This is a genomic window from Streptomyces rishiriensis (genome assembly GCF_003112535.1).
Classification (GTDB): Bacteria; Actinomycetota; Actinomycetes; order Streptomycetales; family Streptomycetaceae; genus Streptomyces; species Streptomyces rishiriensis.
Genome location: NZ_BEWA01000005.1, coordinates 17,852 through 43,917 on the forward strand (window position 1 = coordinate 17,852; position 26,066 = coordinate 43,917).

The window sequence follows — 26,066 nt, forward strand, 5'->3', positions numbered from 1 at the left end:
TAATTGCGACGACCGACCCCGCCCGGCGGCTGCTGCCGATCTTCCCGGCCGGGCGCTCGGACCGCGCCGAGGTCGTGTTCCGGCGCCCGCGTCCGTGTGAACACCCGCCTCATGAGGGGTGGTTCCGTGTCGTGACCTCCGTGGCGTTCGCTGCGGCTGTATTCGCATGCGCGTAGACCGAAGGAGCAAGGAACAGCATGAGCAGTGGTGTGCGACTGGGCTCAGACCTTCCGGCGTGGCCGCAGTACGACGACGCGGAGCGGACCGGCCTCATACGTGCGCTGGAGCAGGGTCAGTGGTGGCGCATGGGCGGCGGCGAGGTCGACGCCTTCGAGCGGGAGTTCGCCGACTACCACGGGAGCGAGCACGCCCTGGCCGTCACCAACGGCACGCACGCCCTCGAACTGGCTCTGGAGGTCATGGGCGTCGGCCCCGGCACCGAGGTGATCGTGCCGGCCTTCACCTTCATCTCCTCGTCCCAGGCCGCTCAGCGCCTCGGCGCGGTCGTGGTGCCGGTGGACGTGGACCCGGAGACGTACTGCATCGATCCGGCCGAAGCCGCCAAAGCCGTCACCGCGAAGACCCGCGCCATCATGCCCGTGCACATGGCCGGCCAGTTCGCCGACATGGACGCCCTCGACAAGGTCGCCGCCGAATCCGGTGTGCCGCTGATCCAGGACGCGGCGCACGCTCAGGGCGCCACCTGGAACGGCCGGCGGGTCGGCGAGCTGGGCTCGGTCGCCGCGTTCTCCTTCCAGAACGGCAAGCTGATGACGGCGGGCGAGGGCGGTGCGGTCCTGTTCCCGACCGCCGAGATGGCGGAACACGCCTTCGTCCGGCACAGTTGCGGACGCCCCCACGGCGACCGCGGCTACTTCCACCGCACCTCGGGCTCCAACTTCCGGCTCAACGAGTTCTCCGCCGCTGTGCTGCGCGCCCAACTCGCGCGCCTGGACGGGCAGATCCGGACGCGCGAGGAGCGATGGCCGCTGCTGTCCTCGCTGCTCGCCGAGATCCCTGGCGTGCTGCCGCAGCGGCTGGACCCCCGCGCCGACCGCAACCCGCACTACATGGCCATGTTCCGGGTCCCCGGCATCACGGAGGAGCGGCGCGCGCAGGTGGTCGACACGCTCATCGAGCGAGGTCTCCCCGCGTTCGTGGCGTTCCGCTCGGTCTACCGCACGGACGCCTTCTGGGAGCGGGGCGCGCCGGACCTGTCGGTGGACGAACTGGCCCGGCGCTGCCCCAACTCCGAGGCGCTGACGTCCGACTGCCTGTGGCTGCACCACCGGACGCTCCTCGGCACCGAGCAGCACATGCACGAGGTCGCCGCCGTCATAGCCGACGTCCTCGGCTCATGACCGCGGCGAACCACGAGGGCCGGCCGGTGCGCACCGCTGTGGTGGGGCTCGGCTGGGCGGCTCGCTCCATCTGGCTGCCGCGGCTGCGCCGCCATCCCGGCTTCGCCGTGAACGCGGCGGTCGACCCCGACCCGGCCTCGCGCGCGTCCGTCGCCGCGGAGTTCCCGGACATCCCCGTCCTGGCGGCCGTGCACGACGCGGACCTCGCACAGGTGGACCTGGCCGTCGTGGCCGTCCCCAACCACCTGCACTGCGAGATCGCCGCCGGCCTGCTCCACAAGGGCATCCCGGTCTTCCTCGAGAAGCCGGTGTGCCTGACGTCGGCGGAGGCGGAGCAGCTGGCCGAAGCCGAACGCGTCGGCGGTGCACGGCTCCTGGCGGGCAGCGCCGCCCGCCACCGCGCCGACGTCCGGTCCCTGCTCGCGAGCGCGGGCGACCTGGGCACGATCCGTCACATCGAGCTGTCCTGGGTGCGGGCCCGGGGCGTGCCGGACGCGGGCGGCTGGTTCACCCGGCGCCGGCTGTCGGGCGGCGGGGCTCTGGTGGACCTCGGCTGGCATCTGTTCGACATCGCCACGCCCGTGCTGGGCTCCGCGAACTTCACGCAGGTCACCGGCTCGGTCTCGGGCGACTTCATCGCGCGGGACTCCGCACGGGTCTCCTGGCGCGCCGAGAAGGCAGAGGACGGCCAGGACGGCCAGGACGGCGAGCCGGCCGACGCCGGCGTCATCGACGTCGAGGACACCGCCCGCGCGTTCCTCGTCACCGACGACGGTGTCTCGCTGTCGCTGCACGCGAGTTGGGCCTCGCACGAGGAGCGCGACATCACCCGCGTCAGGATCGACGGCAGCGCGGGCAGCGCGACCCTGCGGTGCACGTTCGGCTTCAGTCCCAACCGGCTGGAACACCCGGAACTGACCCGCACCGAGGACGGCCGCACCCGCCGGATCCCGGTGCCCGACGAGCCCATCGGCACGGAGTACGACCGGCAGCTCGACGAGCTGCTCGCCCAGCTGCGGGACCCGGCCGGCCCAGGCCGGGCCGTCGAGGAGGCGCGCCGCACCATCGGCGCCATCGAGCGGATCTACTCCTCGGCCCGCGCCGCGCAGGAGAAACCCCGGTCGTACCGGCCGTGACCGGCACGACCACCGGTTCGGCCGGGACCCGTACCGCGTCGGCAGCGGGCCCACACCCGAAGCCGCCGCCCCACGAAGGAGAGCACCACAGCACCATGGACAGTCTGGGAACCAGCCAAGGCCCGGCCGCCCGGGACGCCTGTGCCCACGAGGCACAGCCGACTGCCGCGGTCGTCTTCGATCTCGACGGGGTGCTCGTCAACAGCTTCGCCGTGATGCGCCAGGCGTTCACCACCGCCTACGCCGAGGTGGTGGGGGACGGCGAGCCCCCGTTCGAGGAGTACGAGCGCCATCTGGGCCGCTACTTCCCCGACATCATGCGGATCATGGGGCTGCCGCTGGAGATGGAGGCCCCGTTCGTCCGTGAGAGCTACCGGCTCGCTCACCTCGTCCCGGTCTTCGACGGCGTGCCGGAGATGCTCAGGGAGCTGCGGGCCCGCGACATCGGGCTCGCCGTCGCCACCGGCAAGAGCGGACCGCGGGCCCGTTCGCTCCTCAAACAGCTCGGCCTGCTGGAGCTGTTCACCGTCGTGATCGGCTCCGACGAGGTCGAACGCCCCAAGCCGGCGCCCGACATCGTGCTCAAGGCACTGGACGTGCTCGGCTGCGACCCCTGGCGGACGATCATGGTCGGCGACGCGGTCACCGACCTCACCAGCGCGCGGGGCGCCGGCGTGGCGGCCGTGGCCGCGCTGTGGGGCGAGACCGACGAGGAGACCCTCCTCGCGGAGAGCCCCGACGTCGTGCTGCGCTCCCCCTCGGAACTGCTCGAGGTGTGCGTCGGCAGATCCCGCACGCCCTGATCCCGGGCGACATGCTCCGCGTCATCGGGGCCGACGGGCGGAAAGCCCGGAGCGGGGAATCCACGGGTCCGATATGCCGATCGGACCGTCCTGACGCGGCGGTTGCGGACGCCGGGATCACCGTTCCCAGATTCCGATGGAGGAAAATCCAGTGGCATGCGCCGGGCTGTGGGATCCACGGCCCGTTCCCGACCTTCCACGCTGCCCGCCTGCGGCTGTCGAAGGGTCTTCGAAAATCATCCTCCAATGATCGCAGTCATATCTCGACCGATATTTCACCGGAGACCCGACGTGGGAAAAGCCGTGACCGACATGCATAAGCCGGCCCTGCAACAACCCGAGTGGGACGACCCGTCACAGGTCCGGCGCATCCGGAAGGTACTGGCCGCGCGTCCGCCGCTGGTCAAGGCGGAGGACGTGCACGGGCTGCGGACACTGCTGGCCCAGGTGGCCCGAGGCGAAGCCCTGGTGGTGCAGGCCGGCGACTGCGCAGAGAACCCGGCCGAGTGCGACGCCGCGTACGTGTCGCGCAAATCCGCGGTGCTCGACCTGCTCGCCGCGACACTGAAGATGACCACCCACAAGCCGGTCGTGCGGGTCGGGCGTATCGCGGGCCAGTTCGCCAAGCCGCGGTCCAGGCCGTTCGAACGGATCGGGGACCTGGAACTGCCGGTCTACCGGGGCCACATGGTCAACGGTCCGGAGCGCGACGAGGAAAGCCGGCGGCACGATCCGCTGCGTCTGCTGACCTCGTACATGACGGCCAGCGATGTCATGGAGCACCTGGGCTGGCGCGGCCGCGCGGGCCTGGGCCACCAGCCCCTGATCGAAACCCGGATGTGGACGAGCCACGAGGCGCTGGTCCTCGACTACGAAGTGCCCCTGGTCCGTGAGCTGGGTGACGGGCGCCGCTGGCTCGGCTCCACCCACTGGCCGTGGATCGGTGAGCGGACCCGGCAGGCGGACGGCGCCCACCTGGACCTCGTCGCCGGCGTCGTCAACCCGGTCGCCGTGAAGGTCGGTCCGACCACCACCGTGGAGGAGATCACCGTTCTGTGCGAACGGCTCGATCCGCTGCGCGAACCGGGCCGGCTCACCCTCATCGCGCGCATGGGCGCCGGGAAGGTCACCGAGCGGCTGCCCGCGCTCGTGGAGGCGGTCCGGATGAGCGGCCATCCGGTGATCTGGCTCAGCGACCCCATGCACGGGAACACCGTCGTCGGCCCGGACGGGCACAAGACCCGCCTGCTGGAGACCATGGCACGGGAGGTCCGGGGATTCCTCCGGGCCGTGACCGGCGTCGGCGGCACGGCGGGCGGACTGCACCTGGAGACCACCCCGGACGACGTCCTCGAATGCGCCGCGGACCTCTCCGTGTACGAGGGAGAGGCCGTCCGGCGTACCAGCCTGTGCGACCCGCGGCTCAATCCGGAACAGGCCGTTTCGCTGGTGTCCGCCTGGTCCGACATGGACGTGCGGGCCGCCGCGCCCGCGGACGCGGCACGGGTGGTCCCGGAAGCTCGGGCAGTCCCGGGCGGCCGGTCGCTGCCTTCCGCTCCGGACCATCAGGAGTCCGGGACCCGGAACCTGTCCGCGTTGCGGCTCAACCAGACGTAGGGCGGGGATTCCCGGAACATCCTGCCAAAAAATGGGCCACCGCGTATTCCCCGTCCCGAACTTCTGACCCTACGACGTCTCGGCGTCCGATTTTTCTGTGTGCGTGTGCCCGGCGCCTCGGCGTCGGTGTGCCGTGAGGATTCGGACCGTTTTCTTTTCCTGTCTCGGCCGCCATCCCACAGTCAGGGAGCAGTAGGACCCATGCACCTTCTCGTCAAAGGAATTCAGCACCGTGTCACCGGTGAGATCCTCGTCCCGAACTCGAAATACCACGCGCACCGTGCGCTGATCCTCGCCTCGCTCGCCGAAGGCGTGAGCCGCGTCCACGGACTGTCCGACGCGCGGCACGTCGAGTACACCGTGCGACTGCTGCGCGACCTCGGTGTGCGGATCGCCCGGGACGGTGACACCTTCGTGGTGCATGGACTCGGCGGGCGGTACAGGCCGCGCCGGGAGGCAGTGTCCGCCGGCAGCTCCGGCACGACGCTGTACTTCATGATCGGTCTGGCCTCGCTGTCGGACCGCGCCGTGTCGGTGACCGGGCAGAAGTACTTCAGGCGACGCCCGGTCGGCCCGCTGCTGCGCGCCCTCGAACAGCTGGGCGTCCAACTGGAGTCGGCCGACGACTGCCCGCCCGTCCACGTACAGGGACGCAGGCCCACGGGCGGCCACGTCACCATCGCGGGAACCCTGTCCCAGTGGGTCTCGGGCCTGATCCTGCTGGCCCCGTTCGCGACGCGGCACACCACCATCGAGGTGGAGGGCGAACTCAACGAACGCCCCTACCTGGAACTGACCGTGGCGATGATGCGGCAGTTCGGTCTCACCGTGACCGTCTCCGAGGACTGGCGGCGCTTCGACATCGAGCCCGGCCAGCAGGCCCGCAGCGTCGAGCTGACGCTGCCGCCGGACATCGGCTCCGCCGCGTTCGGCATCGCGACCGCGGCACTGCACCCGAGCGATGTGCTGCTGCGCGGGATCACCACGCTGGACGGCGGCCCGGCCGATCACCCCGAGTTCCACTTCCTCGACGTCGCACGCTCCATGGGCGTGCCGATGGAGACCGACGAGAGGGCCGGCGGTCTGCGCATCCGGCAGGACACGCCGCGGCTCACCGCGGTCGACGTCGACTGCCGCGACATCCCCGACATGCTGCCGATCCTGGCGACTCTCGCCACGTTCGCGCGCGGCGAGTCGGTGTTCCGCAACATCGCGCACACCCGGCTCAAGGAGTCCGACCGGGCCGCCGCCATGCTCCAGCTCAACTCCATGGGCGGCCGCCTGGCACTGTCGGACGACGCGCTGCGGGTACGGGGCGTGGACGGCCTGAGAGGGGCCAAGCTGTCCTCGTTCAACGACCACCGCATCCTGATGTCGCTGGCGGTGGCGTCGTCGCGGGCGCGGGGGCACGCCACGCTGACCTATCCGAACGCGTACCGCATCTCGTACCCCACGTTCCTTGACGCGATGAACACGCTCACCGTGCCCATGTCGGTGGAGGACGGCTCGGCGGGCCCCTCCGGCGGCGGTGCGACCGCCGGTGTCCCCGAGGCGACCGAGGCCGTCGGCCCCGAGGCCGCCTCGCGCGTCACTCTGCCTCGGTGGCTGCGCCGAAGGGCCGAGGCCCGGCCGCACGACACCGCCGTGGTGGACGTGCGCTCCGACCGCGACGAGATGATCACCTGGAGCGAGCTGGCCGAGCGGGTGGACCGTGCGGCGGCCCTGTTGCTGCGGCTCGGGGTACGGCCGGGCGAGAACGTGGCGTACCAGCTGCCGAACCGTGTCGAGTTCGTGGTGCTGTCGCTGGCGGCCCTGCGCATCGGGGCGGTGTGCTGCCCGGTCATCCCGTTCTTCCGCAAGCGCGAGCTCGGTTTCGTCCTGCGGCGCTCCAAGGCGCGGGTCCTGGTCGTGGCGGACCGGCACCGCTCGCGCCTGCCCGCCGAGGAGGTGCTCGACCTGGTCGCGGAGGACGGCCCGGACCTGAATCTGGAGCACGTGGTGGTCCTGGCCGCCGCAGGCGGCTCCGCCCGGCTTCCCGAGGCCCCCACGGGTGGGACGGCCGTGCACGACTGGGGGCAGGCGCTGTCGGAGACGACGGTCGACCGCGCGGTGCTCGACGCCCTCGCGCCGACACCGGAGATGACGGCGCAGCTGCTCTTCACCTCGGGCACCACCAGCGAACCGAAGGGCGTCACCCAGCCCACGCGGAACCTGGTCAGGGCCGCCGCGATGGAGATCGGGCACCTCGGGCTCGGCAAGCAGGACGCGATCTGGGTGCCGTCGCCGCTCGCCCACCAGACGGGCTTCCTGTACGGCATGGTGCTCGCCCTGGTACTGGGCGTGCCGCAGATCCTGCAGCCCGAGTGGGACGCCAAGCGGGCACTGCAGTCGCTCAACGAGCACCGGGCGACGTTCGTGCAGGCCGCGACGCCGTTCCTGTCCGACCTGGTGAAGGCCGTGGAGGAGAGCGGCGAGACGCCGCAGCACCTGCGGATCTTCGTGGCGACGGGAGCCATGGTGCCGCGGGCGCTGGCGGAGCGGGCCGGGCGGGTGCTGCGCACCTACGTGTGCGGGGCCTTCGGCACCACGGAGACCTGCCTGGGCGCGTTGTCGTCACCCGGCGACGAGCCCCGGCAGCGCTGGGGCTCCGACGGCCGCGCGCTGGACGGCATCGAGCTGCGCGTCACCGACGACGAAGGGCTGGTGCTGCCCGCGGGCAAGGAGGGCAACTTCGAGCTGCGTTCCCCCACGGTCTTCGACGGTTACCTCGACCGCCCCGACCTGACCTCCCAGGCGTTCACCGAGGACGGCTGGTACCGCACGGGCGATCTGGCGACGATCGACACCGACGGCTTCCTGCGGATCACCGGGCGGGTCAAGGACGTGATCAACCGCGGCGGCGAGAAGATACCGGTCGCGGAGATCGAGCAACTGCTGTTCGGGCACCCCGCGGTGGAGGACGTCGCGGTGGTGGCCATGCCGGACGAGCGTCTCGGCGAGCGCGCCTGCGCCTTCGTGGTCCCGGCGGCCGGTACGGAGCTGACCTTCGAGGAGATGCGGCGCCACCTCGACGGCCACGAGGTGGCCAAGCAGTACTGGCCGGAGCGTCTGGAGCGGATCGACGCCCTGCCGCGCAACCCCATCGGCAAGGTGACGAAGTGGGAACTGCGGGCGCTGGCCCATGGTTTGCGGCCCCACGACGAGGACGCCGGCTGACGCACGACGGACAGCACACCGCAACGACGCAACAAGAACAGAGGTGGCACATGACGGACGAGCAGCAGTTCCACGAGCTGCGCACCCAGGTCGAACAGTGGGTGGAGGGACCCGGCGAGCGCTGGGCCGAACGCATCGAGGAGACCGGGCAGGTGCCCGAGGAGCTGTGGGCCGAGCTGAACGGCCTGGGGTTCCTGCGGATAGCCGCTCCCGAGGAGTACGGCGGCCAGGGCCTCGACTTCGTGCGCTGGATGGAGCTGATGGAGATCTTCTCCCGCTCGCACGGATCCGTGCGCATGATCGTGCACGTGGTCAACGGCATCTGGCGAGCGATGGACGGCCACGCCGACGACGAGCAGCGCAAGCGCTTCGTCGTTCCCTCCGTCACCGGTGAGATCAAGATCGCCTTCACCCTCACCGAACCGGGCAACGGCACCGGCGCGGACATCACCACGTCGGCGGTGCGCGAGGGCGACACGTACTACCTCTCAGGACGCAAGCACCTGATCACCTTCGGGGTGCGCTGCGACTACTACCTGCTGGCCGCCCGGGTCGAGGGCAGCACCGGGCACGAGGGCACGATGGCGCTGCTGGTGCCGCGTGACGCCCCGGGCGTCACGGTCGAGGACACCTCCGACACCATGGGCGTCCGGGGTACCGACCATGCCTCGCTGGTCTTCGACCGCACCCCCGTGCCGGTCGACCACCGGCTCGGTGCGGAGGGCCAGGGCCTGGAGGTGTTCCTCGGCGGCTTCCTCACCCCGTCCCGGATCTCCGTGGCGATGAGCTGCGTGGGGCTCGCGCAGCGTGCCCAGCAGCTGGCCGTCGAATACGCCCGCAACCGTGTGACCTTCGGCAAGACGCTGACCCAGCGCCAGGTCATCCAGTTCATGCTCGCCGAGAACGCGGCGGACATCGAGGCGGCACGGCAGCTGGTCCTGCACGCGGCGCGCCGCTTCGAGGACGGAGCGGACGACGCCTCCATGCAGTCGTCGATGGCGAAGATGCACGCCGTGACGATGCTGACGAACGTCACCGACAAGGCGCTCCAGGTGCACGGCGGTCTCGGTTACTGGAAGTCGCAGAAGATCGAGCGCGTCTACCGCGACGCACGCGCCCAGCGCTTCGAGGAAGGCACCAACGAGGTGCAGAAGGCCGTCGTCTTCCGTGAGTTGCTCCAGCGCACGACGTCCCGGGACGGAGAGGGAACGAACCGATGAACAGCCCGCACCGTCAGCCGACGCCCGAGCGCGAGCAGGTCTCGCTGATCACCGGCGCCTCGCGCGGCATCGGCCGCGCCCTGGCCCTCACCCTCGCCGAACGCGGTGGCACCGTGGTCGTGAACTACAAGAAGAACGCCGACCTGGCCCAGAAGACCGTGGCCGAGGTCGAGGAGGCCGGCGGCAGGGGCTTCGCGGTCCAGGCGGACGTCGAGACCACCGAGGGCGTCACGACGCTGTTCGACGAGGTGGCGCAGCGCTGCGGACGGCTCGACCACTTCGTCAACAACGCCGCGGCCAGCGCGTTCAAGAGCATCCTCGACCTCGGCCCGCACCACCTGGACCGCTCGTACGCGATGAACCTGCGGCCGTTCGTCCTGGGGGCGCAGCAGGCCGTGAAGCTCATGGACAACGGCGGGCGGATCGTCGCGCTGTCCTCCTACGGTTCCGTCCGCGCCTACCCCACCTACGCGATGCTCGGCGGCATGAAGGCCGCCATAGAGTCGTGGGTGCGGTACATGGCGGTGGAGTTCGCGCCCTACGGCATCAACGTCAACGGGGTCAACGGCGGCCTGATCGACTCCGATTCGCTGGAGTTCTTCTACAACGTGGAAGGCATGCCGCCCATGCAGGGCGTCCTCGACCGCATTCCCGCGCGCCGTCCCGGCACCGTGCAGGAGATGGCCGACACCATCGCCTTCCTGCTCGGCGAGGGGGCGGGCTACATCACCGGGCAGACCCTCGTGGTCGACGGCGGGCTCAGCGTCGTCGCGCCGCCGTTCTTCGCGGACGCGGGCGAGGCGCTCGCGCTGCCGCCCCGGCCCACGCGCGATGCCTGAACGCGACGACCGGGAAGAGGGACGGCAGGTGTTGGACCAGGTCTTCAGGCCCTGCGTGATCGGTGGCCTGACAGTGCCGCACCGCATCGTCATGGGTGCCATGCACCTGAACCTGGAGACCCTGGACGACGGTGGCGCCGCCCTGGCCGCGTTCTACACGGAACGGGTGCGGGGCGGCGCAGGCCTGATCGTCACCGGCGGCTCCGCGGTGAACCCGGCGGGTTCCGGCGGCCCCGGATACGGCGTGCTCGACGACGACAAGCACCGGTCGGCGCTGCGCCTGGCCGTCCGCGCGGTGCACGACGCCGGGGGGCTGATCGCCCTTCAGCTCTTCCACGCCGGGCGGTACGCGCTGCCCGGCTCCCCCGGGGCGGACGGCGCCGCGCCCCTCGCGCCGTCCGCCGTGTACAGCCGGTTCTCCCGCACCGTTCCGCGGGCGATGACGCAAGAGCAGATCGCCGAGACCCTCGCCGCCTTCGCCCGGGGGGCGCGAAGGGCGTACGAGCTGGGCTTCGACGCCGTCGAGGTGATGGGTTCCGAGGGCTATCTGATCAATCAGTTCACCGCGCCCCTCACCAACCGGCGCGACGACGCCTGGGGCGGTGACGCCGGCCGGCGCGGGCGGTTCCCCGTCGAGGTGCTGCGGGCCGTACGAGCCGCGGTGGGACCGGACTTCCCGGTGCTCTTCCGGATGTCGGGCGCCGACCTCGTGGACGACGGCACCCCGCGGGAGGAGACGGCCGCGCTCGCTGTGGAGCTCGCCCGAGCCGGCGCCGACGCGCTCGCGGTGGGCGTCGGCTGGCACGAGTCCCCGGTGCCGACCGTGCAGGCCCAGGTGCCGGCGGGCACCTGGGCCGTGTACGCCCAGCGGGTCAAGCGGGCGCTGCGCGCGGCGGGTCACGGCACGCTGCCCGTCATCGCCTCCAACCGCTTCAACCGGCTCGCGCAGGCCGAGCAGGTCCTGGCCGGGGGTGACGTCGATCTGGTGGCCATGGCCCGCCCGTTCCTCGCGGACCCGGCCATCGTCGACAAGTCCCGTACCGGGGCGAGCGCGTCGGTGGACCTCTGCATCGCCTGCAACGAGGCGTGCATCGACCGGTCCTTCGGCACCGAGCGGGTGTCCTGTCTGGTCAATCCGCGGGCGGGCCACGAGCGTGAGTTCCCGGCCCGGCCGTCTCGCGCGCGCCGGGGCAGGTACGCCGTGATCGGCGCGGGTCTCGCGGGACTGGAGGCGGCCCGCACCCTGGCGAGACTGGGGCACAGGGTCGAGGTCTACGAGGCGGCCGACGAGCCCGGCGGCCAGTTCCGGCTGGCCGCCCGGGTGCCGGGCAAGGCGGACTTCGCCGCGACCGTACGACAGCGGGAGCAGGAACTCGGCCGTCTGAACGTGCCCGTGCACATGGGGCGCCGCATCGGTGCCCGGGACGTGCCCGTCCTGCGCGCCATGGACGGAGTGGTCCTCGCCACCGGGGTCCGCCCCCACCGGCCGGACCTTCCCGGCGTCGATCTGCCGCATGTCCTCGACTACGTCCGGGCGTTCGCCGACCCCGGCGCCCTCGGTCCGCGTGTCGCCGTCATCGGCGGCGGCGGAATCGCGGTCGACCTGGCGCACCTCCTCACCAGTGGCTCCTCCCCCGTCCCGACCCCGGAGGAGTTCCTCGCCTCCCGCGCCCTGACCGCACCGCCCGAAGCCGTCCCGGCGCCACGGACCACGGCCGCCCCGGCCGGTGGCGCCCGTCAGCTCACCGTGATGCGGCGCGCCGGCAGGATCGGCGCCGGGATCGGCCCGTCCACCCGGTGGGTGGTCATGGAAGAACTGCGCGCTCGCGGAGTACGCCTGCTCACCGACGTCACGTACGAGGAGATCACCCCGGAGGGTGTGGTCGTCGTCGAGGCAGGAGGAGAACGGCGGTTGGTCGCCGCCGACCACGTCGTCCTCGCCACCGGCCAGGAAAGCCGGCGGGAGGTGGCCGCCGTGCTGCGCCGGGCCGACGTGCCGTTCGAGACCGCCGGCGGCGCCGCCGACGCCCGGGCGCTCAACGCCGTGCGGGCCACCGCGCAAGGACTGCGCGCCGCGCACCGCATCGTGGAACGGGCCGAGTCGAGGAGGACCGGGTAGTGCGGGGCCCTGAGTCCTCGGCCGATGCGTGGCGCGGCGCGGCCGGGCCGGGCGGGTCAGCCGGAATCGCTGCGGAGATAGCCCGGCAGACCCTGGCGGTTCTTGACGGCCAGCTTGCGGTAGACCCGGGTCAGATGCTGCTCGACCGTGCTGGGCGTGACGAACAGCTTCTCCGCGATCTCCCGGTTGGTGTACCCCATGACCGCCATCGAGGCGATCCGGCGCTCGGAGTTGGTCAGCGACGCGACGGCCGTCGTCGTCTCCTTGTCCTCCGCCGGACCCGCCTCACCGCTCGTGTCGGGCAGCAGTTCCTTGCACAGGGGTTCCGCATGACACAGATGCGCCACTCTCCAGGCACGGCGGATGATCACCCGCGCCCGGCGGTGTTTGCCCAGCGCGTTGTAGGCCCGGCCCAGGTCGGACAGCGTCCTGGCCAGTTCGTAGGCACGGCCGTCCGCCTCCAGGGTGTCGGCGGCCTCGCTCAGCAGACGCGGACGCTGCCCCGGCGAGCTGAACACCGCCATCAGCCGCAGGGCGAGCGCCCGGCTCACCGTGTCCTCCGGACCGGGAAGGGCCAGCTGGTCCTTCACCAGGCGCTTGGCCTGGTCGCGGTTGCCCTGCAGCAACCACGCCTCGGCCGCGCTGGTCCGCCAGGGCACGATGCCGGGCAGGTCCATGCCCCATTTCCCCATGAGTTCACCGCAGGAGAGGAAGTCCCCGAGGGCCGCCCGCGTCCGGTTCATGGCCAGGTAGTAGTGCCCACGTGCGTACAGGTAGTGCAGTCCGTACCGGCTCTGGAACATCTCGTCGGGTACGCCACGGGTGACGAGCGCCGTGGCCTCGTCGAGCTCCCCCATGCGGGTGTGGGCCAGGATCAGGGTGCCCAGCGGCAGGCCGGCGGCGGTGCCCCAGCCCTGGACGGACACATGCTCCAGGGCCGACCCGCCGCGTTTCACCGCTTCCCTGAGATCGCCCTGCCGCAGCCGGATCTCCGCGTCGGCGGCGTCCAGGATGCCCTGCCACATCGGGGAGGGGCGCCCGTTGCGGCGCTCGTCCAGGCTCTGGCACCGATTGGCCGCATCGCTCAGCCGGCCGCTGTAGACCAGCGACAGCAACGCGAGCAGAGTCGCCTCCTCGGCCCAGGGAGCGGTGTGGTTGAGGTCGAGCTGACCGAGGACGTGCGAGGCCCACTCCTGCATCTCCCCGCTGCGCCTGCGGACGAGGCCGCCGGAGAGCGCGCCGATCGACTGCAGCCAGAAGGCCCGGCCCCGGGTCGCGGGCGCGCCCTCGGGACCGGTGGTCACGGGCCCGCTCTGCACCCGTCCCGCGAGCGGCGGATACGTACAGGCCAGCCATACCTCCAGGTCGTGCAGCTCGGCGGGCTGCATCGGCGTGCCGGGCGGGGGCGCGATCCCCGCGGACGGCAGACGGGCCGCCCGTTTGCGGAGCAGCGAAAGGATGTCGGCGGCCTCCTGTGTGCGGTGCAGCCACAGCAGTTGTCGCACGAGCAGCATCGTCTCCTGGGGATCCAGCTGGTCGCTGCGGACAGCCTCGGTGAGCGCGATCAGGTGCCGCAGCGATGCCGAGGGGTTGAGCTGCCATTCGGCCTGAGCGAGCCGGGCCCGGACCGCCCACCGGTCCCGCTCGTTCGTGCACGCCCCCTGGGCCGAGTTCAGGTACCGCAGAGCACGTTGCACCGCACCGTGCAGCAGCGCCTCCGAAGACGCCTCGAGCAGCACGCGCAGCGCCCAGGGCTCCGGGACCTGACCGGCTTCGGCCAGGTGATGGGCGGTGTCGGCCACCGCGGCGCCCTGGTTGTAGAGCAGTCGCGCCGCCCGGTGGTGCAGTTGTGCACGGTCCGCGGCGGGCAGGTCGTCCAGCACGGTGCGCGCGGCCAGCACGTGCCGGAACCGGCCGTCCCTCAGGAGCCCGGCCTCGGTCATGGTGCGCAGCGCCCGCTCGACGGTGCCCGGGTCCGCGTCGACCAGTGCTCCGAGTTCGTCGGAGGAGGCCTCGTCGCCGTAGACCGCCATGGCGCGTGCCACCCGCAGCGTGTCGGGTTGACTGCGGTGCAGGCAGTTCAGCAGCGCGCGTCCGTATCCCTGTTGCCGGGCCTCCCCGCCGAGCCGCTCGTCGTGGATCAGGGCGTCGAGCAGCCGCGGGTTGCCACCGCTGTAGGCGATGAAGTCGTCGCTCAGCTCCCGGGCCGCTTCCGCCCCCAGCCGCCGGCCGATCAGGGTGCGCACGGCCTCGGGGGAGAGCGGGGCCAGCCGTACGGTCCCGACGGAGCCATGGCGCAGAAGTTCGGCATGGAACGGCGAGTGGGTCCCGCTCGACTCGGCCAGTTCGGTGAGCACCATCAGCAGCGGCGCCGAGCTCAGTCGGCGGACCAGATACAGCAGGGACTGCTGTGACGGCACGTCCATGTGGTCGATGTCGTCCACGCATACCACGACGGGTGTCGTGGCGGCCAGTTCGGTGAGGGGCAGGAAGAGGTCGTACAGGATCTCGGCCCTGTTGCGCTCCACGGCCTCGTGCATGCTCTCGGCCCGGGTCGACCCCATGAGCCCGCGCAGCACCGGGGAGATGCGTCTGCGAAGTTCCATGGGAAGCGCCGGACTGTCGAAGAGCTGGCTGAGCGCCCCGAACGGCAGATCCCGCTCCTCGGCGGAACAGACGGCGTTCAGGACGATGGCCTCGGTGGCCTGGGCGCACTGTGCCACCTCGCGCAGGAACTCCGTCTTGCCCGCTCCCACGGTCCCCTCCAGCAGGACCACCTGCCCGACGGCCAGCCGCGGGAGGGCCAACCAGGCTCGGACGCGCGCGAGTTGCTCCTCACGTTCCATCAGCACGGTTCCCCGTGCCACGTGGGGACCGGAACCGAAGAGCCGTCCCGCGGCAGCTCCCGGGTCGCGCCGTCCGCTGCGTCACTTGTGGACTGCCGCCATTCCGCCCCGTCGGAGCGGACATCACATAAGGAGCTCATGCATCTTCCCTGAAAGCCGTTCACACAGTTTCAGTTGCCACGCTAACCCGGCCGACAACCCTTTCCGGGGTGTCGCATTTCAGACAGGAGTCTTTTCGGACAGCGGCAGACGGGCGGCGTCTGTTCCGAAGGGAACCGTGCGGAAAAACTTTGGGGCAAGCGCACATGCCCTCGCCGCCACAGCAGATGGCACCGAAGACCTCCCTCGGCGACCCCTGTGCACAACGTCGGGTCGCGACCGGGATAAACAAATGAACAAGGTTCAATGTCGCCCGGGTTTCGCGTTCGACGGTCACTCCGCGTCAAACCCGGGAGCGGCGGTGGCGGGGTCGCCGGAAGCCGTGGGGTCCGGCCGTCCGAGCTGTCGCGCCACGGGCCGGTAGGCAAGGCGAGGGCCGATCGAGGTGCGGAGAACTGCCCCGGTGAGGGTGGGCGGGGCGGGCCGTGGACGGCGAGGTGAGCCGTGGTGGCCGGGCCGGGCCGTGGTCACGTCCGCTGGACGCATGCGGAGTCCGCCGGCTTCCCGCCGGTCCGGCCCTCGGCTCGCCGAGAGCCGGCGCGCGGCCGAGGAAGTGCGCCGCGACCGGCGCCCGGGTGGCACGGGTGGCGCGGGGTGGCATGGCACAGGGCGATCACCAGCGGTGACCGCCCCACCCACGGAAAGCCTCGAATGACAGGGGACCGGTTCCCTCTCGGGGGTTCCGTTCACTACTGCCCGGTACGGCTTCGCCGTGAAGTACCGATCCTGAAATCACATGCCATAACTCCTCGCCGAAACGCGAACGCTGGTCCTCGCCGCTCCTCCCGTTCCGGGGGTTCCGGGGATGTTCGACCGACAAGTCACCTGCACGCCTGACGAGTTGCGGCACTTCACTTCGCTGTCACGGGTCCGCGTTCCGCGACGAACCGCCGGATCTCCTGAATAACCTGCTGCGCGTGGGAATTGAGGTAGAAGTGCCCGCCGTCGTAAAGGTGAAAAGCGGCTTCCTCCGTCGTGTGCTCGGCCCAGGCGCGGGCCTCCTCCTCGGTCACCTTCGGATCGTCGTTCCCGAACATGACGACCACGGGGCAGCCCACCCGCCCCGGCTCCGGGCGGTAGGTCTCCGCGGCGCGGTAGTCGCTGCGCACCGCGGGGAGAATCATCCGCAGGATCTCCTCGTCCTCCAGGACGGCCGGATCCGTGCCGTTGAGGGTGCGCAGTTCCGCGAGGAACTCCTCCTCGCCGGCCTGGTGCACACGCTCGTCCCGCCACCGGGAGGGCGCCCGGCGTCCGGAGGCGAAGAGACCGAGCAACGTCGTTCCCCTGGTTTCCAGCCGCAGCGCCACCTCATAGGCCAACGACGCACCCATGCTGTGCCCGAAGAACGTCAACGGCCGGTCGGCCCAGGGCTCGAGCTCCACCACGACGAGGTCCGCCAGTTCCTCGATGCTGCTCACGAGAGGTTCCGTACGGCGCTCCTGGCGTCCCGGATACTGCACCGCCACCACGTCGATCTCGGGCGACAGCGCACGTGAGACAGGGTGGTAGAACGTCGCGGAGCCACCGGCGTGCGGAAAGCAGACCAGGCGGGTCGGGGCGTCCGGGGCGGGGTGGTAACGCCTGATCCACTTGTCGGAGTTCGTCGCCATGCTCGGGTGTGTCCCTTCGGTTTCGGTTCACGGGCGGTCACGGAGGCTCCCGCGCCGACCGGGCAAGCGGCACGGCCGAACTCCGCGCCCCACCGGGCCGCGACTCCCACCGGTCCCCCGGATCCCCGTGCCGGACGCGGCGGCGCCTGCCCGCGAGACCGCTGGAACCGCGAGCCCTGCGGCCTCTCGCCCACCCTGCCCCGGAGGGGCTTCAGAAGAGAGCGGTCCGTCCCCATCCATTGGACGGGGCAACGCCTTCGCCCCGCCACCGCACACACCCCCTACTTCGCGTCACCCACCCCCTTAAAATTCCGGGTCCACGACGCACGGACGGTACGCACCCTCGTGGGCGGGCTCACGAGCGTGGCCTCGCCCGGGTTTTCACCGTGCCCTTGTCCGGCCCAGGCCGCCGGGAACGCTGTCGACGCGGAAGCTGTAGGACCCCGATCCGACCTCGAAGACGGCGGCCCCGCCCTCCATCCGGAGGAACCGGACTCCCCTGGCGCCGAGGGCCGGCCGGCCGCCTTCGGTGACCGCCCAACGGTTCCCGGACGGCACGTGGACCTCCGCGACCGTGTTGACCGGAACCGTCACCTTCAGAGCGAAGGCGCCGTCCTCGGTGTTCCAATGCGACGACAGAAGGCCGTAGACGGTCCTGAGGCTTCCGGAGCCCTCCGTCAGGCTTCCGCCGGGCGCCGGCGCGATCCGGGAGCGCTTGTAGCCGGGCTCGATCGCGGAGAGGCCGCCGATGTTCCGGAACATCCAGTCGCCGACGGCGCCGTAGGCGTAGTGGTTGAAGGAGTTCATCTCGACCGGGCCGAAGCTGCCGTCCGGCATGATCGAGTTCCAGCGCTCCCACATGGTGGTGGCGCCGCTGACGACCTCGTAGCCCCACGACGGGTAGTCCTTGTGCAGCAGCATCTTGTACGCCAGGTCGTCCCGCCCGATCCTGCTCAACGCGGGCAGCAGCAGCGGAGTGCCGATGAATCCGGTGCGCAGGTGGTGGTCGGTGAGCGCCAGTTTGGCCGTGAACTTCTCGCCGACCTTCGCCACCAGCGCGGGGTCCGCGACGAGGTCCATGGCGAGGGCCATCGCGTACCCCGTCTGCGAGTCGCCCTTCACGACGCCGTCGGCTGCGACGTAGGCCTCGGTGAAGGCGGCGCGGACGTCGGCGGAGAGCTTGCGGTAGTCGGCGGCGGCCGCCTCGTCCCCGAGGGCCTTGGCGACCTCGGCCATCATGCGGGCGTCCTCGGCGTAGTAGGCGGTGCCCAGGATGCCCTGTTCGGTCGGGTCGTCGAGGTTCAGCCAGTCATTGGTGAAGAAGGTGGTGCGGCCGGGCTCCAGCAGGTCCGGTCCGGCGCTGTCGCGCACGAACTGGAAGAACTTCCGCATGGCGGGGTAGTTCTCGCGCAGGATGCGGGTGTCGCCGTAGGAGTGCCACACGTGGTAAGGCACGGTGATCATCACGTCGTCCCAGCCGACGCCGCTGTCGCCGAACTGCCCCTGTGGGGACGGTACGACCGCGGGCAGGTCACCGTCGGGGTACTGGGAGTTGCGTACGTCAGCCATCCAGTGGGACAGGAAGGCACGGGTGTCGACCAGATAGTTGGCCGTCGGCGCGAACAGGCTGATGTCTCCCGTCCAGCCCAGGCGCTCGTCGCGGGCGGGCGTGTCGGTGGGAACGGAGAGGAAGTTGCCTCGCTGGCTCCAGGAGATGTTGCTCACCAGTTGGTCGAGCATGCCGTCCGAGGTCTTCAGAGTGCCGGTGGCGGCGAGGTCGGATCCCCATACGACGCCCTTGACGTCGGAGAGCGCGGGAGGCGCGGTCACCCCGGTGATCTCGATGTAGCGGAACCCGTGCTGGGTGAACGTGGGCTCGTACGTCACCGTTCCGGACGCGGCGAACGTGTAGCGGTCGGTGACCTTGGCCGTGCGGAAGTTGTCGGTGTAGAGGGTGCCGTCCTTGTTGAGCACCTCCGCGTAGCGGATCCTGACGGTCCGGCCGGCGGAGCCGGTGAGGGTCAGCCGCGACACGCCGACCATGTTCTGGCCGAGGTCGTAGACGTAGGCACCGGGGGTGGGCTCGGTCGTCTTCCGGGCCTTGAGCACCTGGGTCCGGCGCACCGGCTCGTCGCTCTGCGGGACCAGCAGGGCGGTGCGCGACTCCAGGCTCGTGGCGGGTGCCCACTTCGCGTCGTCGAATCCCGGCCGGCTCCAGCCCGACGGCTCCAGCCGGGCGTCGTAGGTCTCGCCGTCCTGCAGGTCGGCCTTTGCGTAGGGCCCCTCGGAAGCCTTCCAGGAACCGTCCGTCGCGACCCACTGGACGGAGCCGTCGGTGTAGGCGATGCGTATCTTGGCCACCAGAGCGGGGGTGTCGCCGTACTGACGGCTCCAGCCGATCCCGACCTTGCCGGCCCACCAGCCGTCCGCCAGGGAAGCGCCGATCGCGTTGTCGCCGTCGTCGAGCAACTCGGTCACGTCATAGGTCTGGGACTGGATGCGCTTGCGGTAGTCCGTCCAGCCCGGGGCGAGTACCTGGTCGCCGACCCGCTCGCCGTTGAGCTCCAGCTGATAGATCCCCAGCGCCGAGGCGTAGACCCGTGCGGAGGCGACCTTCTTGCCGGCCACGGTGGCGAAGTCCTTGCGCAACAAGGGCAGCGGACGGGCCGCGGGGGCGTACAGGGCGTCCGTGGTGCCGGACACCACCAGGGCGGAGTCGACGATGTCCCCGCCGGTGAACGGGTTGCGTCCGGAGGCGAAGTCGGTGTTCAGCAGCGGCCGGCCGTCGGCACCGGTCACGACGGCGTCGTAGACCGTGCCGCGTTCACCGCAGCACGCGTGCGTGCGGAAGCCGATGTAGCCCTTCGTGAACGTGGAGTCGGTGAAGGTGTTGACCGGTTCGCCGTCGAGGATCGTGCTGATGGTGCCGCCCGCCACGTCGTAGCGGACGGTGTGCCGGCCGGTGAGCAGGCCCGCGTCGGTGAATCCGTACGGCGCGAGATCCACCTCCCGAACAACCGAGTAGCTGCCGTTGACCTGCTTGTGCAGTCTCAGCGTCGGGGTCGGACCCGTGACGTTGAACTGCCACATGTAGCCGTTGTTCCCGTCCGGGGCGCGCAGGAACATGCCGAACGCCGCGCTGTCGAGCTTGAACCGGACCGTGGCCGTGTAGTCGGTCCACTTGTCCAGCTCGCTCGGAGCCGCCGCGCGCGTGACCCACTGGGCGCCGTCCCAGTCGCCGGCGTGCAGCAGACCGGTCTCGAAGTACGCGTCCGCGCTCCACCGGGTCGCGGCTCCCCTGTCGTCCCAGGCCCGAACGCGCCAGTAATAGCGCGTGGCCGCCTCGAGGCCGGGACCGCCGTACCTGACGTCGAGCTGGCGGTCGGAGGCCACCCGGCCAGAGGACCACACGTCGGCAGACCTCGGCGTGCGCCCGACCTGGATCTCGTAGGCCTTCTGCGACGTCGCCCGGCGGGCCGAGGCCGACTGCCAGCCGAAGACCGGGTCCTCTCCGCTGATGCCCAGCGGGTTCACCCGGCCGTTGGTGGTCAGAGCCCGTACGGCGAACGGCGCGTCCGGCGCCGCGGCGGTCGCGGGGGACGCCGAGTCCGGCAGGACCGTCACTCCTGCGACCACCGCGCATATGACGAAGCCTCTGAGGAGACCGGACAGGAACGAGCGTTTGCGGAGCACGGCATCTCCAGGTCTCCAGGTTTTTGAATCGTTTCAGTAGCTCGAATTTCGGGGACCATACTCAAGTTGTTAGGGACGCGTCAAGAAGCGGAACACAGACTGCCGCCACTCGGACGGCGCCCCGATGGCGGCCCAGGCCGTGGCGGGTGCGTGCCGTGGCAGGTGGTTACGGTGGAGTCCTGCGATCCCGCGGAGAGACTTTTCGCCCCAACGGGACGGCGTCCCTGCGTGAACGCCGGTCCGGCCGCCTCAAGGGCAACCGGATAGAGTGCGCGGGACGACAGCCTGGTCAGGGAGGGGAAACGTGACCGACACCAACGACACCCGACCCGCCGACGATGAAGCGCAAGCGGCGCGGCAGAGCCGACTGCACCGTCTGATGCGCTACCTCCCCCTGATCGCCCCCGTCCTGCTGTGGACCGTGCCCTGCTGGGCGCTCCTGTACACCGGCCAGCACTGGTCGCTGCCCGTCACGCTGGTCGGCACCGTCCTCTTCGCCCTCGGTCTCATCGGTATGCCGCTCGCCATGGTGCGCGGCCACGGCCGACGGCAACAGGACCGGGCCGCGATCGTCGGTGACACCCTGCTGGGCATCAGTTGGGTTCTGTTCACCTGGTCCGTTCTGCTCGGCGTCCTGCTGCGGCTCGCCCTGACCGTGGCCGGCGTCGAGGACGGTCAGGGGCGGGCCAGGATCGTCACGTGGGCCGTCCTCGGCGTGACCGCCGTCCTGCTCGTCTGGGGGTACGCCGAGGCCCGCCGCGTGCCACGCGTGCGCCGGCTCGACGTGCCGCTCCCGCGGCTGGGCGCCGGGTTGGACGGCCTCCGCGTCGCCCTCATCACCGACACCCACTACGGCCCGCTCGACCGCGCCCGCTGGTCGGCGCGGGTGTGCGAGACGGTGAACACCCTGGAAGCCGACCTGGTCTGCCACACCGGCGACATCGCGGACGGCACCGCCGAACGCCGCCGCGCCCAGGCCGTCCCGCTCGGCACCGTGCGGGCCACCCGGGCCCGGGTCTACGTCACCGGCAACCACGAGTACTACAGCGAGGCCCAGGGCTGGGTCGACCTGATGGACGAACTCGGCTGGGAGCCGCTGCGCAACCGTCATCTGCTGCTCGAACGCGGTGGCGACACTCTCGTGGTGGCCGGCGTGGACGACGTCACCGCCGAGTCCTCCGGCCTGGCGGGCCACCGCGCCCACCTCCCCGGAGCCCTGAACGGCGCCGACCCCGACCTGCCCGTCCTGCTCCTCGCACACCAGCCCCAGTTCATCGACCGGGCAGCAGCCGCCGGCATCGACCTCCAGCTCTCCGGCCACACCCACGGGGGCCAGATCTGGCCCTTCCACCACCTGGTCCGCCTCGACCAGCCCGCCCTCGCCGGCCTCAGCCACCACGGCGCCCGCACGCTTCTCTACACCAGCCGCGGCACCGGCTTCTGGGGGCCGCCGTTCCGCGTCTTCGCCCCCAGCGAGATCACCCTGCTCGTGCTCCGCTCCGCCCACGCGCCCGCCTCGACGTAGGAGTACCGGGCGGGGCCGGAGCCTCCCTCCGGAACTGCAGCGGATCGGACGGGTCGACGACGGTCCCGGCGAGGCCGACGGCGCCGTCGAGGGCGCGACCGCTGAGCATCCGGTGGGGGCCCCTCTTTGGCCTGCTCCACTTTGGCCTGCTCCACCGGTATGACGTCACCGCCCCTGAACTCCTTGTCGCCGACGGGCTCGTCCAGCATCCTCGCCACCTCGACCACCGGAACTCCGGTGGAGACCTCGGCCTCCTCCGGGAGGTTGTCCAGGTAGACGTCGTCCTCGATGAGCACGAGATCCACGATGCGGCGGGCAGCTATGGGCATCACCGGCCATGGCGGGCGCTGCCCACCACGTCCGCGCCGCCCGTGACACGGCATCGTCGAGGCCTTTGCCGCAGCAGGAGTCCCGTGCCGGGCCGACGGCGGAACGGCGGAGCAGCCGGGACGGTGGAACGGCTTTCAGCAGGGCGACGCATGAACCATTGGGCTCATGCCAATAACCTTTCAGTGCAGCAGAGTTCGCCAGTGGGCCAGGCGTTCGCGGCACTCAGCAGTGAATTCGTGCTCCGGCCCCAGCGACTGTTCGAAGTCGGTCAGGACCGATTCCAACTGCTCGACAGCGTCAGGTATGTCGCCCCCGACCGCAGCCCAATGTGCGGCGCGGCTGCGGCAGTTCAGTGTGACGGAATCGGTTGCGCCCCGCACGCGGGTGCTGATCCCGACGAGCTCTCGGAGTTGGCAGAGGGCATCGGCGGGGCGGCCGGCCATTCCGGTCCAGGTGGCCAGACGACGGCGGAATCTGATGGCGTCGGAGTCCCACTCGGTGTTGATGCGGGTCCGCTCGTCGACGACCTCTCGCAGAAGGCGTACCGCCTCTTCCGGGTCGCCCGCGCGACCGGTGCAGCTGGCCAGTTCTGAGCGCAGGTAGAGGTGCTGACCACAGGTCAGACCGTGGTCCTGCTCGGCCTCCGAGAGCAGGTCCCGCCAAAGAGCGATGGCTGTCGTGAAATCACCGGCTCGGGCTGCGGTGTCCGCCTGTCTGGCCTGAATGCCTCGGCGCAGTTGGCTTTCCGCCAGGATGTCCGGGTCGTTCAGCAGCTCATGCAGCAATGCGCGGGCCATCTCGCCGTTCCCCGACTTTTCGAGAGCCTCAGCGTGGCCGGCCCGGCAGTTGAGCGTCCAGCGGTAGGCCGCGCCCGCGAATTCCGAGTAGGCGAGCGCGAGTCGCCGGAAGTCCTCCGCAGCAGAGGCCGGGTCCAGCGCCTCCCGGAAGCAGGCGAGGTCCCGACGGATCTTCAGCACGGGAAAGGAGGGATCCCCACAGACCCGTCTGGCTGTCGCCAGTGTCCGCTCCGACAGGACGATGGCAGCCCGCGTATCACCGCTGTGATGGGTGTGCCAGGCGATCAGCATCGTGGCTTTCAGGGTGTCCGGGTGTTCCGGACCAAGGCGCAGGGAACGCTCTTGTGCTTCCTCGGAAGTGAATCGCAGAGCCGACGCGTGCCCGTGCCGGGCCGCGAGCACGTAGGACAGCATGCTCAGGGCGTAGTCGCGGCGATCGGGCTCGGGGTGGTCCAGTGCGCGTCGGAAGGCGGCTTCCGCCTGGTCGAACAGATACCAGCCCCACGCCGCGTCGGCGAGGTCGATCGCCTCGTCCTGGGTGGCGAAGGCGACGAGGGCATCGACGGCTTCCGGTGGGGGCACGCTCTTGGGCAGAGCAAGGTGCTGGGGCGCCCTCGCACTCGCCGAAGGCGAGCTGTCCCAGGGCGAGCCCACGGAGGCCGAACCGCTCGCGGGCATTCTCTGCGGCGTCGATGACGTGGAACGCGTGTCACGCAGTGGCCAGCACGTCCGAGAGCTGGTAGAGGACGCCTTTGTGGAGGTCCGCAAGGTAATCGCCAGTCTCCGTGTCCGGCTGACCCGCCTTGTGAACGGTGGCCTGGAGATGGAGCAGGCTGACATCGGCTTTGGAGGTACTGCCCAGCGGTTGCACCAGATCGCAGTGGACCACCTGCGTCTCCGCCGTGATGGTGAAGGTGTGCGGCTGCTCCTCTCCGTCCAATCGGGCGTGGATGTCGACGCCGGTGATGCCGGCCTTGTCCAGGTGGGCATCGTTGTTGACGATGATGGATGTGTGCAGATCCTCGACGTAGATGTGTGCTTGGGCCACGGCAGCCGGGGTGGCGTCGGCCAGCGAGTAGCTGGCTGTCAGCTGGGTGCCGGAAGGGGCGTCGGCCGAGATGTCGGCCGATCCGCCGGCGGGAAGAGTGACGTCCAGGCCGTCGGCGACCAAGCGGCTGGAGCCGTCTGGCAGGTTGCCGAAGATCCGTGTGACGGTGACTTCGCTCTCGGCATGATTCTCCACCGTGACCGCTGCCCCTGAGGATCGGGCGAGAACGGGGCCGTCGGGCCATGGGCCGGCCAGGCGAGTGACATCGAGGTACAACTCGATGGGACCGAGAGCACTGTTGTCGCTGAGAGTGAACGTGGCGTTGCCTACCAGACGCCCCTCTGGGGCAGCGGCGCCCAGCAGCTCGTTGAAGACCACCGCGTCGGCGTAGCTCATAGCGGTGCCGACCTGAATGGTGTCGCCGACGCGCGTGGCGTTGATCTGTCCGGAGGTGGGGTTGTTCCATCCGGTGACAGTGAACCCCGTGACCCCGGAACCGAAGCTCGTGGGCAGCAACAGGGTGGGGTGGGCTGTGCGGTCGGCCAGCGCGGTCTTCACGGCGGTCAATTCGGCATTTCCGATGTCTGGCTGGAGGTTGGCCTGAAGGCGGCACGGCTGGGCGATGTCCTGCGTGGCATCGAACATCTGGATCCACATGATGAGTGGGCTCCAGTCGGGTACCCCCGGGTGGCCGGGAGCTGCTCGTCCGACGCGGTAGCGACGCGGCAGCACCAGATAGACGTTCGGCCTGCCCTGCGCTGCGAACACCTGATAGTCGTCGGTGGCCAGGGCCTCAAGAGGCGTGTAGAGCTTGTCGGGGATCTTTCCGAGGGCCATCGTGTCCTGGCAGCCGATCGGGTTCTCATGGGCGGGGTCGGTGGCGTCGACGTAGAGCTTGCCGAAGTCCGCGCAGGGGATGACGACTTCCAGGCTCTGGCTCTGGGTGACCGATACAGGGGAATATGCCATGCTGCCGTCGCTGCGGGCGGGGATGGCCAGGAGCGGATCCGACAGGAGCTGTACGGAGGGTTCGAGCACTCCCGTGGCGAATTGCTGCGCCAGGGAGTCGTGGTCTCCGTACTCGTGCGCAAGGAAGGAGAAGTTCACCAGAAGCCGCGGCGGCACCTGCTGGTATCCCGGGCGGGAGAGGCTGCCGTAGGCAGCTCTGGCGAGGTTTCCGCTGACGGTGAAGACAAACGTGTAGATGCCGCCTTCAGGTGTCGCCGGGGCGGCGGCAACGGTGCCTGACGCGGCGGCACCGGTCTCAGCCTCGCGGTACGGGATGACCAGCTGCGCGCGGACTTGCTCGAGCCCTACCGGCAGACACTTGTCCGGATCGAGGGGCACCTCCGAGTCGTAGTTGATGATCTGGTCGCGGATGGCTTCCGTCATCACGGGCCGAGCCGTAATCGTGATCGTCGCGGTGATGACCGGCTCTCCGTCGTCATCGTGTCCTGACACGACGTAGGAGTAGCGGAAGGGGCTGTTCGCCTCCGGTGCGGCCGCTTGTGGGGCCACCAGCTCGAATGAGGGCACATACCAGTGAAAATTGTAGCTCGAGTAATCATCCATCACCGATATGGTCCGCGGATCGTCTGTGGAGGAGAGCTCGGGCCCCTGGGGCGAATCGTCGGTCGGCTCCGGGTCCTCGTACGGAGCGGCTGGTGTGGGCCCCACGGCACTCACCTCAACAGATCGAGCGGTATCACTGAATACGGTGGCGTACATGTTCCAGCCGGAGCCGACG

14 protein-coding genes are annotated in these 26,066 nt (G+C 70.4%); 9 read left to right on the forward strand and 5 right to left on the reverse strand.

Annotation, left to right across the window (positions count from 1 at the left end; all coding sequences use genetic code 11):
- Positions 1-197: 197 nt before the first annotated feature.
- From Sri02f_RS08535 to Sri02f_RS08570, 8 genes are all read left to right on the forward strand, one after another.
- Positions 198-1,361: a DegT/DnrJ/EryC1/StrS family aminotransferase gene (locus Sri02f_RS08535; protein ID WP_109000497.1), complete on the forward strand. Its 1,164-nt coding sequence runs from the start codon at positions 198-200 to the stop codon at positions 1,359-1,361.
- Positions 1,358-2,497 carry a Gfo/Idh/MocA family protein gene (locus Sri02f_RS08540; RefSeq protein ID WP_109000498.1) on the forward strand — a complete coding sequence of 380 codons (1,140 nt, stop codon included), beginning with the start codon at positions 1,358-1,360 and terminating at the stop codon, positions 2,495-2,497. Before Sri02f_RS08535 ends, Sri02f_RS08540 begins: the two co-directional genes overlap by 4 nt.
- 95 nt (positions 2,498-2,592) lie before the next feature.
- A complete protein-coding gene (locus Sri02f_RS08545) occupies positions 2,593-3,300 on the forward strand; it encodes an HAD-IA family hydrolase (protein WP_109000499.1) in 708 nt (235 codons plus the stop codon).
- A gap of 312 nt (positions 3,301-3,612) precedes the next feature.
- Positions 3,613-4,917 (forward strand): 3-deoxy-7-phosphoheptulonate synthase, encoded by a 1,305-nt coding sequence (locus Sri02f_RS08550; protein ID WP_218029865.1) that lies wholly within the window; start codon positions 3,613-3,615, stop codon positions 4,915-4,917.
- A 201-nt stretch (positions 4,918-5,118) separates the two neighbouring features.
- Positions 5,119-8,133: a 3-phosphoshikimate 1-carboxyvinyltransferase gene (aroA, locus tag Sri02f_RS08555; protein ID WP_109000501.1), complete on the forward strand. Its 3,015-nt coding sequence runs from the start codon at positions 5,119-5,121 to the stop codon at positions 8,131-8,133.
- Positions 8,134-8,183: 50 nt separating this feature from the next.
- Positions 8,184-9,353 carry an acyl-CoA dehydrogenase family protein gene (locus tag Sri02f_RS08560; protein WP_109000502.1) on the forward strand — a complete coding sequence of 390 codons (1,170 nt, stop codon included), beginning with the start codon at positions 8,184-8,186 and terminating at the stop codon, positions 9,351-9,353.
- On the forward strand, positions 9,350-10,192 hold the full coding sequence (gene chcA, locus Sri02f_RS08565; RefSeq protein WP_109000503.1) for a 1-cyclohexenylcarbonyl-CoA reductase: 843 nt from the start codon (positions 9,350-9,352) through the stop codon (positions 10,190-10,192). Before Sri02f_RS08560 ends, chcA begins: the two co-directional genes overlap by 4 nt.
- On the forward strand, positions 10,185-12,311 hold the full coding sequence (locus Sri02f_RS08570; RefSeq protein WP_281261885.1) for an oxidoreductase: 2,127 nt from the start codon (positions 10,185-10,187) through the stop codon (positions 12,309-12,311). The genes chcA and Sri02f_RS08570 overlap by 8 nt, the downstream gene beginning before the upstream one ends.
- A 56-nt stretch (positions 12,312-12,367) precedes the next feature.
- On the opposite strand, the gene Sri02f_RS08575 is transcribed toward Sri02f_RS08570, so the two are convergent.
- The 3 genes from Sri02f_RS08575 to Sri02f_RS08585 form a co-directional block, all read right to left on the reverse strand.
- Positions 12,368-15,178: a helix-turn-helix transcriptional regulator gene (locus Sri02f_RS08575; protein WP_218029856.1), complete on the reverse strand. Its 2,811-nt coding sequence runs from the start codon at positions 15,176-15,178 to the stop codon at positions 12,368-12,370.
- Between the two features lie 989 nt (positions 15,179-16,167).
- Complete coding sequence (locus tag Sri02f_RS08580; protein ID WP_109000505.1) at positions 16,168-16,926, reverse strand: thioesterase II family protein; 759 nt, start codon at positions 16,924-16,926, stop codon at positions 16,168-16,170.
- Positions 16,927-17,307: 381 nt separating this feature from the next.
- On the reverse strand, positions 17,308-20,619 hold the full coding sequence (locus Sri02f_RS08585) for a family 78 glycoside hydrolase catalytic domain (RefSeq protein WP_218029858.1): 3,312 nt from the start codon (positions 20,617-20,619) through the stop codon (positions 17,308-17,310).
- 304 nt (positions 20,620-20,923) lie between these two features.
- Here Sri02f_RS08585 and Sri02f_RS08590 point away from each other — a divergent pair, with 304 nt between their 5' ends.
- The gene (locus tag Sri02f_RS08590; protein ID WP_109000506.1) at positions 20,924-22,144 is read left to right on the forward strand and encodes a metallophosphoesterase; all 1,221 of its coding nucleotides are present in this window, start codon (positions 20,924-20,926) and stop codon (positions 22,142-22,144) included.
- Between the two features lie 509 nt (positions 22,145-22,653).
- Here the strand turns inward: Sri02f_RS08590 and Sri02f_RS08595 are convergent.
- On the reverse strand, positions 22,654-23,853 hold the full coding sequence (locus Sri02f_RS08595; protein ID WP_159106680.1) for a tetratricopeptide repeat-containing protein: 1,200 nt from the start codon (positions 23,851-23,853) through the stop codon (positions 22,654-22,656).
- 127 nt (positions 23,854-23,980) lie between these two features.
- Positions 23,981-26,066, reverse strand: a 2,086-nt coding sequence (locus Sri02f_RS08600; protein WP_218029859.1) for a hypothetical protein, incomplete at its 5' end; no start/stop codon positions are given.